At 66.7% G+C, this 17,379-nt stretch carries 12 protein-coding genes and 3 rRNA genes; 12 read left to right on the top strand and 3 right to left on the bottom strand.

Annotation, left to right across the window (positions count from 1 at the left end; genetic code table 11):
* Positions 1-709 precede the first annotated feature (709 nt).
* The 11 genes from QFZ82_RS17960 (at position 710) to QFZ82_RS17910 (ending at position 12,867) form a co-directional block, all read left to right on the top strand.
* Positions 710-2,236 (top strand): 16S ribosomal RNA (locus QFZ82_RS17960).
* Positions 2,237-2,523: 287 nt separating this feature from the next.
* A 23S ribosomal RNA gene (locus QFZ82_RS17955) occupies positions 2,524-5,646 on the top strand.
* 79 nt (positions 5,647-5,725) lie between these two features.
* Positions 5,726-5,842 (top strand): 5S ribosomal RNA (rrf, locus tag QFZ82_RS17950).
* The 16S, 23S and 5S rRNA genes sit together here, the layout of an rRNA operon.
* Positions 5,843-5,915: 73 nt before the next feature.
* Complete coding sequence (locus QFZ82_RS17945) at positions 5,916-6,560, top strand: HAD family phosphatase (protein WP_307714138.1); 645 nt, start codon at positions 5,916-5,918, stop codon at positions 6,558-6,560.
* A gap of 43 nt (positions 6,561-6,603) precedes the next feature.
* Positions 6,604-7,821 carry an MFS transporter gene (locus QFZ82_RS17940; RefSeq protein ID WP_307714137.1) on the top strand — a complete coding sequence of 406 codons (1,218 nt, stop codon included), beginning with the start codon at positions 6,604-6,606 and terminating at the stop codon, positions 7,819-7,821.
* Complete coding sequence (locus tag QFZ82_RS17935) at positions 7,772-8,947, top strand: acetoin utilization protein AcuC (protein ID WP_307714136.1); 1,176 nt, start codon at positions 7,772-7,774, stop codon at positions 8,945-8,947. The genes QFZ82_RS17940 and QFZ82_RS17935 overlap by 50 nt, the downstream gene beginning before the upstream one ends.
* 90 nt (positions 8,948-9,037) lie before the next feature.
* Positions 9,038-9,853, top strand: a complete 816-nt coding sequence (locus tag QFZ82_RS17930; protein WP_307714135.1) for a phosphatase — start codon at positions 9,038-9,040, stop codon at positions 9,851-9,853.
* Between the two features lie 128 nt (positions 9,854-9,981).
* Positions 9,982-10,194, top strand: a complete 213-nt coding sequence (locus tag QFZ82_RS17925; RefSeq protein ID WP_014046653.1) for a helix-turn-helix domain-containing protein — start codon at positions 9,982-9,984, stop codon at positions 10,192-10,194.
* Positions 10,195-10,317: 123 nt separating this feature from the next.
* Positions 10,318-10,416 (top strand): 30S ribosomal protein bS22, encoded by a 99-nt coding sequence (locus tag QFZ82_RS17920; RefSeq protein WP_003948845.1) that lies wholly within the window; start codon positions 10,318-10,320, stop codon positions 10,414-10,416.
* Positions 10,417-10,612: 196 nt separating this feature from the next.
* The gene (locus tag QFZ82_RS17915; RefSeq protein WP_307714133.1) at positions 10,613-11,716 is read left to right on the top strand and encodes an NAD-dependent epimerase/dehydratase family protein; all 1,104 of its coding nucleotides are present in this window, start codon (positions 10,613-10,615) and stop codon (positions 11,714-11,716) included.
* Between the two features lie 35 nt (positions 11,717-11,751).
* A complete protein-coding gene (locus tag QFZ82_RS17910) occupies positions 11,752-12,867 on the top strand; it encodes a 1-acyl-sn-glycerol-3-phosphate acyltransferase (RefSeq protein WP_307714132.1) in 1,116 nt (371 codons plus the stop codon).
* An 88-nt stretch (positions 12,868-12,955) separates the two neighbouring features.
* Here the strand turns inward: QFZ82_RS17910 and QFZ82_RS17905 are convergent, their stop codons facing one another.
* From QFZ82_RS17905 to QFZ82_RS17895, 3 genes are all read right to left on the bottom strand, one after another.
* Positions 12,956-14,146: a DUF5667 domain-containing protein gene (locus QFZ82_RS17905; protein WP_307714131.1), complete on the bottom strand. Its 1,191-nt coding sequence runs from the start codon at positions 14,144-14,146 to the stop codon at positions 12,956-12,958.
* Positions 14,147-14,389: 243 nt separating this feature from the next.
* Entirely contained in the window at positions 14,390-15,250 is an 861-nt protein-coding gene (locus QFZ82_RS17900; RefSeq protein ID WP_307714130.1) for an ECF subfamily RNA polymerase sigma factor, BldN family, read from the bottom strand.
* 598 nt (positions 15,251-15,848) lie between these two features.
* Entirely contained in the window at positions 15,849-16,790 is a 942-nt protein-coding gene (locus QFZ82_RS17895; protein ID WP_307714129.1) for an HAD family phosphatase, read from the bottom strand.
* Between the two features lie 116 nt (positions 16,791-16,906).
* On the opposite strand from QFZ82_RS17895, the gene QFZ82_RS17890 reads away from it, so the two are divergent.
* Positions 16,907-17,182: a glutaredoxin family protein gene (locus tag QFZ82_RS17890; protein ID WP_307714128.1), complete on the top strand. Its 276-nt coding sequence runs from the start codon at positions 16,907-16,909 to the stop codon at positions 17,180-17,182.
* The last annotated feature ends 197 nt before the right edge of the window (positions 17,183-17,379 follow it).

Below are 17,379 nucleotides of genomic sequence, written 5' to 3'. Positions count from 1 at the left end.
GCACGTGCGCGTGGTCATGCGGCTCAGCCTACGCGCCCGGGGTCCGAGTTGACACCGGGTTCCGCCATCCGTACTGTTCTCCGAGTTGTCCGACGTGAGCACCGGCTCAGGCTGGTCCCCGGACACCATTCCGCAAGACCCACTCGAGCGAGCGACAGACTTTCTGGCGCCCGTCTTTCGCGTGCGTTTTCGCGGAATGAGGAATCCTCGTTCGACCTTCGAACGAGCGAGACCCCGATTAGCGTCGGGGCCTGGGATTCCGCTAAAGTCTCACCTCGTCGGAACGGCCCAACGGCCGGGAAGACAACCCCCTCTGACTGGGAATCAGGCCCGAAAGGATCTGGTAGAGTCGGAACCGCCGGAAAGGGAAGCGCGAGAGCGAAGAACTGGAAAGCGCCGAGGAAATCGGATCGGAAAGATCTGATAGAGTCGGAAACGCAAGACCGAAGGGAAGCGCCCGGAGGAAAGCCTCAGAAGATGTTCTGCGGGTGAGTACAAAGGAAGCGTCCGTTCCTTGAGAACTCAACAGCGTGCCAAAAATCAACGCCAGATATGTTGATACCCCGTCCATCTCCGGATGGTCGAGGTTCCTTTGAAAAAGTCCATCCCGCTTGCGGGATGGCAATCACAGCGAGGACGCTGTGAACGACCGGTCTTATTCCGACCGGTTGTTCCGCTCTCGGATGTGTCACCCGATCACGGGTAAACATTCATGGAGAGTTTGATCCTGGCTCAGGACGAACGCTGGCGGCGTGCTTAACACATGCAAGTCGAACGATGAACCTCCTTCGGGAGGGGATTAGTGGCGAACGGGTGAGTAACACGTGGGCAATCTGCCCTGCACTCTGGGACAAGCCCTGGAAACGGGGTCTAATACCGGATAACACTGCGGATCGCATGGTCTGCGGTTGAAAGCTCCGGCGGTGCAGGATGAGCCCGCGGCCTATCAGCTTGTTGGTGGGGTGATGGCCTACCAAGGCGACGACGGGTAGCCGGCCTGAGAGGGCGACCGGCCACACTGGGACTGAGACACGGCCCAGACTCCTACGGGAGGCAGCAGTGGGGAATATTGCACAATGGGCGAAAGCCTGATGCAGCGACGCCGCGTGAGGGATGACGGCCTTCGGGTTGTAAACCTCTTTCAGCAGGGAAGAAGCGAAAGTGACGGTACCTGCAGAAGAAGCGCCGGCTAACTACGTGCCAGCAGCCGCGGTAATACGTAGGGCGCAAGCGTTGTCCGGAATTATTGGGCGTAAAGAGCTCGTAGGCGGCTTGTCACGTCGGATGTGAAAGCCCGGGGCTTAACCCCGGGTCTGCATTCGATACGGGCAGGCTAGAGTGTGGTAGGGGAGATCGGAATTCCTGGTGTAGCGGTGAAATGCGCAGATATCAGGAGGAACACCGGTGGCGAAGGCGGATCTCTGGGCCATTACTGACGCTGAGGAGCGAAAGCGTGGGGAGCGAACAGGATTAGATACCCTGGTAGTCCACGCCGTAAACGTTGGGAACTAGGTGTTGGCGACATTCCACGTCGTCGGTGCCGCAGCTAACGCATTAAGTTCCCCGCCTGGGGAGTACGGCCGCAAGGCTAAAACTCAAAGGAATTGACGGGGGCCCGCACAAGCAGCGGAGCATGTGGCTTAATTCGACGCAACGCGAAGAACCTTACCAAGGCTTGACATATACCGGAAACGGCCAGAGATGGTCGCCCCCTTGTGGTCGGTATACAGGTGGTGCATGGCTGTCGTCAGCTCGTGTCGTGAGATGTTGGGTTAAGTCCCGCAACGAGCGCAACCCTTGTTCTGTGTTGCCAGCATGCCCTTCGGGGTGATGGGGACTCACAGGAGACTGCCGGGGTCAACTCGGAGGAAGGTGGGGACGACGTCAAGTCATCATGCCCCTTATGTCTTGGGCTGCACACGTGCTACAATGGCCGGTACAAAGAGCTGCGAAGCCGCGAGGCGGAGCGAATCTCAAAAAGCCGGTCTCAGTTCGGATTGGGGTCTGCAACTCGACCCCATGAAGTCGGAGTTGCTAGTAATCGCAGATCAGCATTGCTGCGGTGAATACGTTCCCGGGCCTTGTACACACCGCCCGTCACGTCACGAAAGTCGGTAACACCCGAAGCCGGTGGCCCAACCCCTCGGGGAGGGAGCTGTCGAAGGTGGGACTGGCGATTGGGACGAAGTCGTAACAAGGTAGCCGTACCGGAAGGTGCGGCTGGATCACCTCCTTTCTAAGGAGCACAGCACCGATTGCAGACAAACGTTCTGCACGGTCAGCTCATGGGTGGAACGTTGATTATTCGGCGCACTCGGTCACTGGTGACCGCTAGTACTGCTCCTCGGAGCGTGGAACGCGACCATCCAGGGATCGGCTGTGCCGGGCACGCTGTTGGGTGTCTGAGGGTGCGAGCGTTGCTTGCCCTTCGGGATGCCGGCCCCAGTGAACTCGCCGCTTGTCGGCGGGGTGGTGGGTGGCTGGTCGTTGCTTGAGAACTGCACAGTGGACGCGAGCATCTGTGGCCAAGTTTTTAAGGGCGCACGGTGGATGCCTTGGCACCAGGAACCGATGAAGGACGTGGGAGGCCACGATAGTCCCCGGGGAGTCGTCAACCAGGCTTTGATCCGGGGGTTTCCGAATGGGGAAACCCGGCAGTCGTCATGGGCTGTCACCCACTGCTGAACACATAGGCAGTGTGGAGGGAACGAGGGGAAGTGAAACATCTCAGTACCCTCAGGAAGAGAAAACAACCGTGATTCCGGGAGTAGTGGCGAGCGAAACCGGATGAGGCCAAACCGTATGCGTGTGATACCCGGCAGGGGTTGCGCATACGGGGTTGCGGGAATTCTCTTGACCAGTCTGCCGGCTGGTCGACGAGTCAGAAACCGTATGGATAGGCGAAGGACATGCGAAAGGTCCGGCGTAGAGGGTAAGACCCCCGTAGCTGAAATTCATACGGCTCGTTTGAGAATTTCCCAAGTAGCACGGGGCCCGAGAAATCCCGTGTGAATCTGGCGGGACCACCCGCTAAGCCTAAATATTCCCTGGTGACCGATAGCGGATAGTACCGTGAGGGAATGGTGAAAAGTACCGCGGGAGCGGAGTGAAATAGTACCTGAAACCGTGTGCCTACAAGCCGTGGGAGCGTCGGATGCAAGCTTGCTTGTATCTCGTGACTGCGTGCCTTTTGAAGAATGAGCCTGCGAGTTTGCGGTGTGTTGCGAGGTTAACCCGTGTGGGGAAGCCGTAGCGAAAGCGAGTCCGAACAGGGCGACATAGTAGCGCGCTCAAGACCCGAAGCGGAGTGATCTAGCCATGGGCAGGTTGAAGCGGAGGTAAGACTTCGTGGAGGACCGAACCCACCAGGGTTGAAAACCTGGGGGATGACCTGTGGTTAGGGGTGAAAGGCCAATCAAACTCCGTGATAGCTGGTTCTCCCCGAAATGCATTTAGGTGCAGCGTCGTGTGTTTCTTGCCGGAGGTAGAGCACTGGATAGGCGATGGGCCCTACCGGGTTACTGACCTTAGCCAAACTCCGAATGCCGGTAAGTGAGAGCGCGGCAGTGAGACTGTGGGGGATAAGCTCCATGGTCGAGAGGGAAACAGCCCAGAGCATCGACTAAGGCCCCTAAGCGTACGCTAAGTGGGAAAGGATGTGGAGTCGCAGAGACAACCAGGAGGTTGGCTTAGAAGCAGCCACCCTTGAAAGAGTGCGTAATAGCTCACTGGTCAAGTGATTCCGCGCCGACAATGTAGCGGGGCTCAAGCGTACCGCCGAAGTCGTGTCATTGCAGCATGAGGGCCAACGCCCGCTGTGATGGGTAGGGGAGCGTCGTGTGCCGGGTGAAGCAGCCGCGGAAGCGAGTTGTGGACGGTTCACGAGTGAGAATGCAGGCATGAGTAGCGATACACACGTGAGAAACGTGTGCGCCGATTGACTAAGGGTTCCTGGGTCAAGCTGATCTGCCCAGGGTAAGTCGGGACCTAAGGCGAGGCCGACAGGCGTAGTCGATGGACAACCGGTTGATATTCCGGTACCCGCTTTGAAACGCCCAGTACTGAACCCGTTAATGCTAAGGCCGTGAAGCCGCCGGCTGAGTCTTCGGACGAGGTCGGAGTGGTGGAGCCGCTGACCCAAGGCGGTAGTAGGTAAGTGATGGGGTGACGCAGGAAGGTAGTCCAGCCCGGGCGGTGGTTGTCCCGGGGTAAGGGTGTAGGCCGTTGTGTAGGCAAATCCGCACAACATCAAGGCTGAGACCTGATGCCGAGCCGATTGTGGTGAAGTGGATGATCCTATGCTGTCGAGAAAAGCCTCTAGCGAGTTTCATGGCGGCCCGTACCCTAAACCGACTCAGGTGGTCAGGTAGAGAATACCGAGGCGTTCGGGTGAACTATGGTTAAGGAACTCGGCAAAATGCCCCCGTAACTTCGGGAGAAGGGGGGCCATCACCGGTGAGAGCACTTGCTGCTTGAGCTGGGGGTGGCCGCAGAGACCAGCGAGAAGCGACTGTTTACTAAAAACACAGGTCCGTGCGAAGCCGTAAGGCGATGTATACGGACTGACGCCTGCCCGGTGCTGGAACGTTAAGGGGACCGGTTAGCTGACTTTCGGGTCGGCGAAGCTGAGAACTTAAGCGCCAGTAAACGGCGGTGGTAACTATAACCATCCTAAGGTAGCGAAATTCCTTGTCGGGTAAGTTCCGACCTGCACGAATGGCGTAACGACTTCTCGACTGTCTCAACCATAGGCCCGGTGAAATTGCACTACGAGTAAAGATGCTCGTTTCGCGCAGCAGGACGGAAAGACCCCGGGACCTTTACTACAGTTTGATATTGGTGTTCGGTTCGGCTTGTGTAGGATAGGTGGGAGACTGTGAAGCTTGGACGCCAGTTCAGGTGGAGTCGTCGTTGAAATACCACTCTGGTCGTGCTGGATGTCTAACCTGGGTCCGTGATCCGGATCAGGGACAGTGTCTGATGGGTAGTTTAACTGGGGCGGTTGCCTCCCAAAGGGTAACGGAGGCGCCCAAAGGTTCCCTCAGCCTGGTTGGCAATCAGGTGTTGAGTGTAAGTGCACAAGGGAGCTTGACTGTGAGACCGACGGGTCGAGCAGGGACGAAAGTCGGGACTAGTGATCCGGCGGTGGCTTGTGGAAGCGCCGTCGCTCAACGGATAAAAGGTACCCCGGGGATAACAGGCTGATCTTCCCCAAGAGTCCATATCGACGGGATGGTTTGGCACCTCGATGTCGGCTCGTCGCATCCTGGGGCTGGAGTCGGTCCCAAGGGTTGGGCTGTTCGCCCATTAAAGCGGTACGCGAGCTGGGTTTAGAACGTCGTGAGACAGTTCGGTCCCTATCCGCTGTGCGCGTAGGAGTCTTGAGAAGGGCTGTCCCTAGTACGAGAGGACCGGGACGGACGAACCTCTGGTGTGCCAGTTGTCCTGCCAAGGGCATGGCTGGTTGGCTACGTTCGGAAAGGATAACCGCTGAAAGCATCTAAGCGGGAAGCCTGCTTCGAGATGAGGACTCCCACCTCCTTGAGAGGGTAAGGCTCCCAGTAGACGACTGGGTTGATAGGCCGGATATGGAAGCCAGGTAACTGGTGGAGTTGACCGGTACTAATAGGCCGAGGGCTTGTCCTCAGTTGCTCGCGTCCACTGTGTTAGTTCTGAAGTAACGAACTCGCCTTGCCGGCTGGTAGTTCGGACATCTTCATAGAGTTTCGGTGGTCATTGCGTTAGGGAAACGCCCGGTTACATTCCGAACCCGGAAGCTAAGCCTTTCAGCGCCGATGGTACTGCAGGGGGGACCCTGTGGGAGAGTAGGACGCCGCCGAACAATCATTGTGGGAAAGCCCCGGAACACTGTTCCGGGGCTTTCCTGCGTTCGGGGGTCGCATAAAGTCGGCGGCATGCGCTACGACCTCGTCATCTTCGACAACGACGGCGTGCTCGTCGACAGCGAGCCCCTCTCGAACACCATCCTCGCCGGCTATCTCACCGAGCTCGGCCACCCCACCTCGTACGAGGACTCCCTGCGCGACTTCATGGGGGCCGCCGTCCACCGCGTCCACGACCTCGTCCGGGAGCGGACCGGGCAGGCGCTGCCGGCGGACTTCGACGAGACGCTGCACGCGCGCGTCTTCGCCGCCTTCGAGCGGGAGTTGGCCGCCGTCGACGGCGTCACGGACGTTCTGGAGAAGCTCACGGCCGACGGTGTGCCGTACTGCGTCGCGTCCTCCGGAAGTCATGAGCGGATCCGTGTCGGGCAGCGCACCACAGGGCTCGACCGGTGGTTCACCGACGGCATCGTGTTCAGTGCCCAGGACGTGGGCCGGGGCAAGCCCGCGCCCGATCTCTTCCTTCACGCCGCCGCGCGCATGGGGGTGACGCCCGAGCGGTGCGTCGTCGTCGAGGACAGCCGCCTGGGCGTGCAAGCGGCCCTGGCGGCCGGTATGGACGTGTACGGGTTCACCGCCATGACGCCCGCCGACAGACTCGCCGGGGCCAAGGGCTGCTTCGGTGCGATGGCGGAGCTGCCCGCATTGCTCGTGTGACGTGTCTACCCCCCGGTAGTCCCTGTCCGTACGCTGTGCCGCCATGACGGATGCGCGGTTGCGCCACGGGCGGGCCTCCTTGGCGTTCGGCTTCTTCTCCCAGGGCGTCGCGTTCGCTCTGCTCGTGACGCGTATCCCCGCCGTGCAGGACCGCTACGGGATATCCGACGGGCTGCTGCCGCTCTTCCTCGCGGCCGTGCCGGTTCTCGCCGGGGTGGGCAGCGTCCTGACCGGGCGCATGGTCCGCCGGGTCCCGGCGAGCGCGGTGCTGCGGTGGTCGCAGCCGATCGTGCTGCTGTCGCTCCTCGGCGTCGCCGCGGGCGACCGGATGTGGCAAGTGGGCGTCGGCCTCGGGGTGTTCGGGATGGCCGTCGGTGCGCTCGACGCCGCGATGAACATGCTGGGCGTCAGCCTCCAGCGGGCGTACGGGCGGAGCGTCATGCTCGGCTTCCACGCGGCGTACAGCCTCGGCGGGATCGCGGGCGCATCGCTGGCGTGGGCGGGTGCGCACTTCGATGTCGCGCTGGTCGTGTCGTATCTGCCGGTGGTCGCGGTCCTGGTACCGGCGGTGCTGGCCGCGAGCCGGTGGTACGTCGACGGCGAGCGGGCTCCGGAGTCCCGCCGGACGGAGGCTGCCGGGGGCGGGGTGGCCCTCAAGGTGCTGGCGCCGCTGTGTCTGGTGATGACCTTCGCGTACATCGGGGACTCGACCGTCTCCAACTGGAGTGCGAAGTACCTGCAGGACGTCCTGGGAAGCTCCGAGGAGCTGGCGACCGTGCCGTACAACGCGTACATGGTGACGACGCTGGTGGGCCGGGCCGTCGGGGACCTCGCGGTACGGCACTTCGGGGCCGTGGCCGTCGTCCGGGGCGGGGCGGTGCTGGCGGCGGCCGGGTTCGCGGTGGTCGCGGGGGCGCCGGGTGCGTGGGCCGGGATGTTCGGGTTCACACTGCTGGGGTTCGGGCTGTGCGTGATCGTGCCGCAGACGTTCGCGGCGGCGGGCCGGCTGGCGCCGGGGGACAGCGATGCGGCGGTGGCGCGGCTCAACGTGTTCAACTACGTCGGCTTCCTGGTCGGGTCGCCGTTGGTCGGGGCGCTCGGGGACGTGTGGAGCTACCGGGGCGCCATGCTGGTGCCGATGGTGATGGTGCTGGTCACGTTGGCGTATGCCCGGTCGTTCGGGGCGGAGCCCGCCCGATACGGTGGCGGGCATGAGCGGCCGCGGGTTGTTGATGTGGGACGAGGCGGTAACGAAGTATGACTTCGGAAGCAGCCATCCGATGGATCCGGTCCGGCTCGCGCTGACCATGGGGTTGGTGCGGGCGTACGGGCTGGACCGCGCCATGGACGTGGTGGCCGCCAGGCCGGCGGGCGACTCGACGCTCCGGCTCGTGCACCGCGAGGACTACGTGACTGCGGTACGGGCGGCGTCCGAGGACCCGGCGCGTGCGGACCAGTCGTACGGACTCGGCACGGTCGACGACCCGGCCTTCGCGGGGATGCACGAGGCATCGGCGCTGATCGCCGGGCAGTCGGTGGGCGCCGCCGAGGCGGTGTGGCGGGGGAACGCCGCGCACGCCGTCAACTTCGCCGGCGGCCTGCACCACGCGATGCCGGGAGCCGCGGCCGGGTTCTGCATCTACAACGACGCGTCGCTGGCCATCGCCCGGCTGCTGGAGCTGGGTGCGGAGCGGGTCGCGTACGTGGACGTGGACGTGCACCACGGCGACGGGGTCCAGGCGGCGTTCTGGGACGACCCGCGCGTGCTGACGATCTCGCTGCACGAGCATCCGCGCACGCTGTTCCCGCAGACCGGCTGGCCGGAGGAGACGGGCGGCACCGGAGCCGCCGAGGGCTCGGCGGTGAACGTGGCGCTGCCCGCAGGAACGGGTGACGAGGGGTGGCTGCGCGCGTTCCACGCGGTGGTGCCCGAGCTGCTGGCCGGCTTCCGGCCGCAGGTGCTGGTGTCGCAGCACGGCGCGGACACGCACTTCGAGGACCCGCTCGCTCATCTGGCGGTGTCGCTCGACGCGCAGCGTGCGGTGCAGGAGGCGTGTCACGAACTCGCGCACGCGCACGCGGACGGGAAGTGGGTGGCGCTCGGCGGCGGGGGCTACGAGGTCGTGGATGTCGTTCCCCGGTCGTGGACGCACCTCGTCGGGATCGCCGCGCACCAGCCGGTGGACCCGGAGTCGGTGATCCCCTCGACGTGGCGCGGCGAGGTTTACGCGCGGACGCGCCAGTTGGGGCCGGCGCGGATGACGGACGGCCGGTGGCCGGTGCGCCTGCGGTCCTGGGAGGACGGCTACGACCCGGCGGACCGGCTCGACCAGTCGATCCTGGCGACGCGTCGGGCCGTGTTCCCGCTCCGCGGGCTGCTGGCCTAGCGGCGGGCACTGCAGGGGCGGTTACGCCAACTGTGCGGAGCACACGCGTTTCGGACCTGCCGCAGGGTCCGGTGCGTCAGCATCGGAAGGGTGTTGAGCACCGGAACGCTGCGGGTACAGCTGCGGGCGCATCTGCTGGCGTCGGGGTTGGCGGGGGGCGTGGCGACCTCGCGTGAGGCCGCCCTGCGCAGTTATCGCGCGTTCGCCGCGCGGGACCCCCGGGTGACCCTGGGGCTCGCTCCACGGTGGTCGTGGAGCGAGCGGGACCTGATCGCGCTGATGTCCAGGAGATGCGGGGTGTCCGCCGATCCGGCGTGCGTGGCCGGAGGCGACGTCATCGACCCGGAGCTGACGCTGTGTGCACTGGACGCGTTCGCCGGGCGGTTGGGGGATGTGGCGCGGAGGCGGGCTCCCGTGCTGTTCGGCACGGGGCATCCGCACCGGTTGCTGGGGTTCTACGCAGACCTGGCAGACGCGGTGTCGGCGGCGGGGTGTTCCGTCCTCACCCCTGCGCAGGGGCGATGTGTCGACATAACGACCCGGTTCGGCGTACGCACGCACCGGCTCGTCTACGTACGGGGGGTGGCCTCGCTGTACGAGGAGGGAGCGCGCGAGGCGGGCGCGCACAGCCATTCCCCTCTGCCGGTCAGGGTCGCGCTCCAGGCCGCCGCGGACGCGGGCGGGCCTCTGCCCGAGCTCGTCGTCGGAGACCACGGCTGGGTCTGCGGGGCAGGTCAGCTGGGGATCGAGGCCATGGGCCTCGCGGACACGGACGATCCCGCGCTGTTCGTCGGCGAGGCGGAGGGGCGGGTGTCGGTCGCGGTTCCGCTTGATGACGCCGTTCGGCCGGAGTACTACCGTCCTCTGACGCGCTATGTACTCAATCGAGCGTGTCTGTCACAGTAGGCGGCCGATTGCAGCTCCTCTTCCCCACTCGCACCACCCGCCCCTAGTCTGGGCAGTGAGCGCACAGCGACGAAGAGTCACCGGAGGGGAAGCCGGTGCGCGTCGGGTGCGGAAGGTACAGGTGGGTCATGGCTGCTGGCAGCGAGAGGCCTCTGAACGAGGTCAAGTTCCTTACCGTGGCGGAAGTTGCCTCGGTGATGCGGGTGTCGAAGATGACCGTGTACCGCTTGGTGCACAGTGGTCATCTGCCGGCGATCCGGGTGGGGAGGTCCTTCCGGGTACCGGAGCAAGCGGTGCACGAGTATCTCCGCGAATCCTTCGTGGGGGTGGAATCCGCGTAACGGGAAACAGGACGGTCGCCCTCGGATTACAAGCTCGGCGCTCTGGCGGGTAGGCTAGGCCGACGTAGGTCGTGTGGGCCCAGACGCCCCGCACCGAGTGAAGAGAAGTGAGCGAGGGTAGTCGTGGGCTCTGTTATCAAGAAGCGGCGCAAGCGGATGGCGAAGAAGAAGCACCGCAAGCTGCTCAAGCGCACCCGCGTTCAGCGTCGCAACAAGAAGTAGGCGACAGCTGTACGTGTTTTCTCGGCCCTTCCACCAGCCTGGTGGAGGGGCCGAGGTGCGTTGTGGGGCCCGTGTGGACGAGAAGTGGGGGCGGGAGAAGGAAGCACGTGGCAAAAGTGCGCCGTGCGGTCATCACAGCGCAACACCGACGCGCTACGGTGACGCCAGGACCTGGACCTAGGGGAAGGCGCTGATCTTGGGCAAGGTCGTGCTCGTCACCGGTGTGGCCCGGCAGCTGGGCGGCCGTCTCGTGCGGCGCATTCAGCGCGATCCCGAGGTGGACCGCGTGATCGGCGTCGACGCGGTGGGGCCCGGACATCATCTGGGCGGGGCCGAATTCGTCCGCGCCGACATCCGCCAGTCGGCCATCGCCCGCGTCCTGGCCGAGCACGCCGTCGACACGGTCGTGCACATGGACGTGACGGGTACGCCGCTGGGTGCCGGCGGCCGCACGGCCGTCAAGGAGACCAACGTCATCGGCACCATGCAACTGCTGGGCGCCTGCCAGAAGTCGCCGACGGTCAAGCGGCTGGTGGTCAAGTCCAGTACGAGCGTGTACGGCTCGGCTCCGCGCGACCCCGCCGTCTTCACGGAGACCACCCCGCCCAAGTCGCTGCCGAGCGGCGGCTTCGCGAAGGACGCCGTGGAGGTCGAGGGGTACGTGCGCGGGTTCGCCCGGCGACGCCCGGACGTGGCCGTGTGCGTCCTGCGGTTCGCGAACATCCTCGGCCCGTGCGCCGACTCGCCGCTCGCCGAGTTCTTCTCCCTGCCGGTCATGCCGACCGCCTTCGGCTACGACCCGCGTCTGCAGTTCGTCCACGAGGACGACGTCATCGACGTGCTGCGGATCGCGCTGCACGAACCGCGCCGCGGGACGCTGAACAGCGGCACGTTCAACATCGCGGGCGATGGTGTGCTGACTCTGTCCCAGTGCTCCCGGCGGCTGGGGCGGCCGACCATGCCGGTGCCGCTGCCCGCCGTCACCTGGGTCGGCTCCGCGCTGCGCACGGTCGGCATCACGGACTTCTCGCCGGAGCAGATCCGGCTGCTCACCCACGGCCGCGTGGTCAGCACGGTCCAGATGCGCGAGACACTGGGGTTCCGTCCGCGGTTCACGACCGCCGAGACGTTCGCGGACTTCGCACGCAGCCGGGCTCCCGGGCTGCTGCCGCCCGAGTCCGTGGCCAGGGCCGTGGACCGGGTCGCGGCGGCGCTGCCCGTCGGCCGGGGGGCGGGCCCCGCCGTGGAGACGACGACCGGTGAGACGACGCGCGGCGAGACGACGCACAGCGCCGGATGAGCCCCGAGGGGCCCGGATAAGGAGCGCAGCCAACGATGGCGGACGCCAAGGTCATTCCGTTCGACGACGACCGTTCGCGCGGTGGTGCGCAGCGACCGGCGCGGCGGCGCCCCGGCGGGTCCGCGCGCCGCATGGCCGACCCGGCCGCGGCGGGCGATTCCGTGGTGCGCGAGGCGCCGGACCCGGTGGTGCGGGAGACGGCGGCGTCGGAGGCGACCGGGCGGGACGCCGCCGTGAGCCCGCTGCCGGACCGGGGCGTCGTGGCGGCAGCCCGCGACACGGCCGCCGGGGAGCCGGCGCCGGCGGGTCGGGGGGACTGGGACCGCCGGATCGCGGGCGGACTGGCGTTCCTGCGCCGGCGGCTGACCGGTGACTACGAGGTCGACGAGTTCGGATACGACGCCGAGCTGACGGACCACGTGCTGATGTCGCTGCTGCGGCCGCTGGCCGACAAGTACTTCCGTGTCGAGGTGAAGGGCATCGAGAACATCCCGTCGGACGGCGGCGCCCTGGTGGTGGCCAACCACTCGGGGACGCTGCCACTGGACGGGCTGATGCTGCAGGTCGCCGTCCACGACAACCACCCGGCCGGACGCCACCTGCGGCTGCTCGCCGCCGACCTGGTGTTCATGCTGCCGGTGGTGAACGAGCTGGCGCGCAAGGCCGGGCACACGCTCGCGTGCGCGGAGGACGCGGAGCGGCTGCTCCAGGGCGGCGAGGTCGTCGGGGTGATGCCGGAGGGCTTCAAGGGCATCGGAAAGCCGTTCAGCGAGCGGTACAAGCTCCAGAGGTTCGGGCGCGGCGGCTTCGTGTCGACGGCGCTGCGGGCGGGCGTGCCGATCGTGCCGTGCTCGATCGTCGGCGCGGAGGAGATCTACCCCATGATCGGCAACGCCAAGACGCTGGCGCGGCTGCTGGGCTTCCCGTACTTCCCGATCACCCCGACCTTCCCGTGGCTGGGGCCGCTGGGGGTGGTGCCGCTGCCGACGAAGTGGACGATCCAGTTCGGCGAGCCGATCGCGACGGACGGGTATCCGCCGGAGGCGGCCGAGGACCCGATGCTGATGTTCAACCTGACGGACCAGGTGCGCGAGCAGATCCAGCACACGCTCTACAAGCTGCTGGTGCAGCGCCGCTCCGTCTTCTTCTGAGCCGTCCTCTTCCGATTTCCGAGCCCGTGCACGTGTGAGGGGCGTCCCCGGCCGGGGACGCCCCTCACACGTGTCCTGGACGTCGGTCCTATTCGTCGTCGCTGTCGATGCCGAGGCCCGGGAGGATCCCCGGCAGCAGGGGCGGGATGGTGACGTCCGGAGCAGTCGACTCCGAGTGCTTGCCGGACGCGGACGGGTCGGCGTCCTGCGCCGGCGGGTCGAACAGGCCGCCGGTGTTTCCGCCGAGCAGCCCGTCGTCGGCGGCGGAGCTGGAGCCGGACGGACGGGGGCTGCTGTCCTCGCCCGTGTGACCGCCGCCCGCGTCGGGCGCGGACGGTGTGCTGCTGCCCGCGTCCGTGGTGCGCCCGTCGTCCCCGGGAACGTCCACGCCCTGCGAGCCGCGGTCGTCGGCCTCGGGTGCGCGCGGCAGCAGCGACTCCAGCGGGCCGACCTGTTGGTCTATGGCGTCGAACGCCGAACTGACCTCTTCGCCGACGTCGGTGAGCTGGGCGGGAAGCCGGTCGCGCAGTCCGTCCCACACGTCCCGGTGGGAGCGGGAGAAGGAGTTGAGCGTGGCGATCGGACCGAGCGAGCCGTCGCGCTCGTAGGCGGCGCCGAGCAGTCGGTGGCCCTCGCTGACGTCGTGCCGCATGCCGGTGAGCGTGCGGCGGACCTCGCCGAGCGATTCGTGGTCCAGGTGACCGGAGCGGCCCCGCTCCATCAGGCGGCGGGCCTCGCTCAGGCGCGTGGACGCCTGGTCGAGGTAGAGCTCGCCGCGGTCGGATTCGTCGTCCGCCATGCCGCGCTTGAGGTCCTCCATGCCGCGCTTCAGCCCGTACAGCGAGTCACCGGGCAGGGCGTCGGAACTGGCAGCGGCCACCCCGCTGAAGGCGCCCGCGGCCACACCGACGGTCAGGCCGCCGGCCGCGAGCCCTTTCGACCAGCGGGAGCGCGGTCGCAATTTCCGGAGCCGGGAGGCCCGGTGGGCACCACGGCCGTGGGTCCGCTGCTCCGGCACCGTAGGGCCCGCGGATGGACCTCCCTGCGCCGTGCCTTGTTGAAGCATCGCTTCCATGGCGGCCACGAGCTGGGCCCGCTGCACCACCTTGACCTCGGGGTCCAGCTCCGGCTTCGGCAGCTCGCCGAGACCGTGAGCCAGACTCAACAGCCTTTCCTGCTCGGTCGATTCGACCGACTCCGCCTGCTGATCGGCCGCCTGGTCTTCCAAGGCCTGGGCGAAGGCGTTCGCCCGCCGGTGCGCCGATACGTTCGCGATCACTGGCGGCACCTCCTCTCGTCATGACGATCGACTCCCCTGGGCGTCTGGAGGGTTGCACGCCTTGAGCACATCCACACGAAAGAGTGAGTGTCTGCGGGCATGGCGTGTCCACAGGGAGTCTGCATTCCGCACAACGAGCGGCGCGGCACTTGGGTTACGCGCGAAAGATGATCGGACCAGTGCGTCATCGAGGCGTCACCGACGGTGAGTTGGGTGCAGGGTCGTAGGGGTACGAGCGCGGGTTCAGCGTGCGTCGTCGGGGAGCAGCCGGGCGAGGGTGCGGACGGCCCGGTACTGCAGGGTCTTGATCGCGCCCTCGTTCTTGCCCATGGCCCTGGCGGTCTCGGCGACGGACAGGCCCTGCAGGAAGCGGAGGGTGACGCACTCCTGCTGCTGGGGGTTGAGCTTGCGTACGGCTTCGAGCAGTGCGGCGTTCGACAGGGACTCCAGGACCGAGTCCTCCGGGCTGCGCTCGACCTCGTTCGCGTCGAGCATCTCGCCGGTGGTCACCTCCAGGCGGAAGCGGCTCGACTTGAAGTGGTCGGCGACGAGGTTGCGGGCGATCGTCACGAGCCAGGCGCCGAAGTCGCGCCCCTGCCAGGTGAAGGTGGAGATCCTGCGCAGCGCCCTGAGGAACGTCTCGCTGGTCAGGTCCTCGGCGGTCGCCTTGCCCCCCACGCGGTAGTAGATGTACCGGTAGACGGTGTCGCTGTACTGGTCGTAGAGCCGCCCGAAGGCCTCGGCCTCACCCGCCTGGGCGCGCTCGACGAGCTCCATCATGCGGGCGCTGTCGCTGTCGGCGGTGGGCCGGCGGGCGGTGGCCGCGCCGGAGCCGCCGCGTCCGCCCCGTCTGCCGACGGCCGTGCGCCCGTCGTCCTGGCGTCGCCCGTCATCGACGGCGCTGCGGGCCGATCCCTTCTGCATGCCGTTCGGAATGCCGTCGGCCAGGGCATAGCAGGGGGCGGCCGGGCCGCTGACGGCGAGGCCGGACGTGGCGAGTGCGGGGACGGCGTACGCGGTGGGGACAAAGCCGCGCAGGTGGTCGAGGACCGCTGCGCGCAGCGTAGCCAGGCCCGAGGCGTCAACCCCGACGTGTGGGTACACGGGACTCCCAGAGGCAGAGCTTCCATCACGTGCAGTGCGGGACCGTTCACCCGTCGTGATGACAGGTGGGGTCCGTCATGCGTCTGAGGAGAATAACGCTTCGTACAGGCAGCGCTACACCGAGTTGCTCAAATCGCCGTTTCCGTCGCTTCTCTTATGAGTTGACGACTGATCACGTGGCACATTGTGAGCGGTTGTTGATCGAATTACTTCGTGATCTGTCTGATCGCGGAGTGACTTGTGGTCGCGTCGGGGAAATGGGACTGGCCGGGGGTGTGGAGGGGTAAGAACCGCGGAATGCGCGCCGACACGCGGGGGCGCGCGTGGGGGCTCCGGGGGCGCTGCCCCTGGGCCCCGCGCCTCAGCTGCTCGCGGCAGCCGGTCGGGCCGGCCTGGTGTGTGCGGCGGTCCTGCGGGGCGCTGCCCCGGACCCCGCGCCTCAAGCGTCGGCGGGGCTGGAGGCGCCCCCGGCGGCCGCATGTGGCCTGTGGCCGGTGGCGCGGTCCGGTCGGCCTGGTGTGTGCGGCGGTCCTGCGGGGCGCTGCCCCGGACCCCGCGCCTCAAGCGTCGGCGGGGCTGGAAGCGGCCTCGCGGCGTGTCAGCGGCGGCGGCGATGGAGGGCCACTGCTGCTGCCGTGCCGCCCGCCAGGGCTCCCACGCCCGCTGCCGCCGGGATGCCGACCTTCGCCGCCTTGCGGCCCGTCCGGTAGTCCCGCAGGCGCCAGTCGCGTTCGCGTGCGTGCTTCCTCAGCTTCGTGTCCGGGTTGATCGCGTACGGGTGGCCGACCAGCGACAGCATGGGGATGTCGTTGTGGCTGTCGCTGTACGCCGCGCAGCGGGCCAGGTCCAGGCCCTCCGCCGCCGCCAGCGCCCGTACCGCCTCCGCCTTCGCCGGGCCGTGCAGCGGTTCGCCGACCAGTTTGCCCGTGTACACGCCGTCGACCGACTCGGCGACCGTCCCGAGCGCGCCGGTCAGCCCCAGCCGGCGGGCGATGATCGTCGCCGTCTCGACCGGCGCGGCCGTCACCAGCCAGACCTTCTGGCCCGCGTCCAGGTGCGCCTGGGCCAGCGCCCGGGTCCCCGGCCAGATGCGGTCCGCCATGTACTCGTCGTAGATCTCCTCGCCGATGCTCATCAGCTCCGAGACCCGGTGGCCCTTGACGATGGACAGGGCCGACTCGCGGACGTCCTGCATGTGGTCCGGGTCCTCGACGCCGGCCAGCCGGAACCACGTCTGCTGCCAGGCGAACCGCGCCAGGTCGCGGCGCTGGAAGAACTTCCGTTTGTACAGCCCGCGGCCGAAGTGGAAGATCGCCGCGCCCTGCATCACGGTGTTGTCGAGGTCGAAGAACGCGGCGGCGTGGACGTCGCCGGCGACCGGGAACTCCGGTTCGGGGGCGCCGGGTCCTTCCTCGAGGGCTTCGAGTGCCTCGATGGTCTGCGAGGACTTGCGCGCTGCCTCGGCTGCGGCTTCGCCCGCCAGCACGCTGCGAGCGGTGGCGGAGCGCCTACGCGGGGTGAGCCATCCCAGAGCGGCCATGACGTGAGCATAGCCAGTCTGCCGGGGAGTTCCCGACTCACCGGGATGCGACGACGTGAACACTCTGCGACCGCGGTGTTAAACGGGTCGGCGGTCGGCGGGGCGAGAATGGGCTCATGAGTCCTGTGCTGCGGCGTACGAAGAACAAGTCCGAGGAGCGCGTGGTGACGCTCATCGGCAAGCCCGGATGCCATCTGTGCGACGACGCGCGGGCCGTGGTCCAGACGGTCTGCGCCGAGACCGGCGCCTCCTGGGAGGAGAAGGACATCAACCAAGACACCGAACTGCACCGCGCCTACTGGGAGCAGATCCCCGTCGTCCTGGTGGACGGGGAGCAGCACACCTTCTGGCGTGTGGACCCCGACCGGCTGCGCCGCGCGCTCGGGAGCTGACGCCCCGGAAGGCGGGTACCATCATGGTCGTTTTGCTTGGATTCCTCCGCCGTGCACGCCTCTTTCGGGGCAGGACCGTGACAGGGCAGAGTGGGCGGAGCCAGGCGGTCTCGGGGGCGTAGATCGTAAGGAGTGTGTACGGCTTTGCCCCCTTTGGCGCCTCAACGGACCGGGGTGGTCCGCGGTTCCAGGATCCG

Source organism: Streptomyces sp. V4I23 (assembly GCF_030817975.1).
GTDB lineage: Bacteria > Actinomycetota > Actinomycetes > Streptomycetales > Streptomycetaceae > Streptomyces.
This window is presented reverse-complemented; position numbering and strand designations above follow the sequence as displayed.

Excerpts from the sequence above, each read along its gene's own strand:
- QFZ82_RS17945 (WP_307714138.1), top strand. The coding sequence starts at position 5,916 with ATGCGCTACGACCTCGTCATCTTCGACAACGACGGCGTGCTCGTCGAC.
- QFZ82_RS17935 (WP_307714136.1), top strand. The coding sequence starts at position 7,772 with ATGAGCGGCCGCGGGTTGTTGATGTGGGACGAGGCGGTAACGAAGTAT.
- QFZ82_RS17910 (WP_307714132.1), top strand. The coding sequence starts at position 11,752 with ATGGCGGACGCCAAGGTCATTCCGTTCGACGACGACCGTTCGCGCGGT.
- QFZ82_RS17890 (WP_307714128.1), top strand. The coding sequence starts at position 16,907 with ATGAGTCCTGTGCTGCGGCGTACGAAGAACAAGTCCGAGGAGCGCGTG.
- QFZ82_RS17925 (WP_014046653.1), top strand. The coding sequence starts at position 9,982 with ATGGCTGCTGGCAGCGAGAGGCCTCTGAACGAGGTCAAGTTCCTTACC.
- QFZ82_RS17895 (WP_307714129.1), bottom strand. The coding sequence starts at position 16,790 with ATGGCCGCTCTGGGATGGCTCACCCCGCGTAGGCGCTCCGCCACCGCT.
- QFZ82_RS17940 (WP_307714137.1), top strand. The coding sequence starts at position 6,604 with ATGACGGATGCGCGGTTGCGCCACGGGCGGGCCTCCTTGGCGTTCGGC.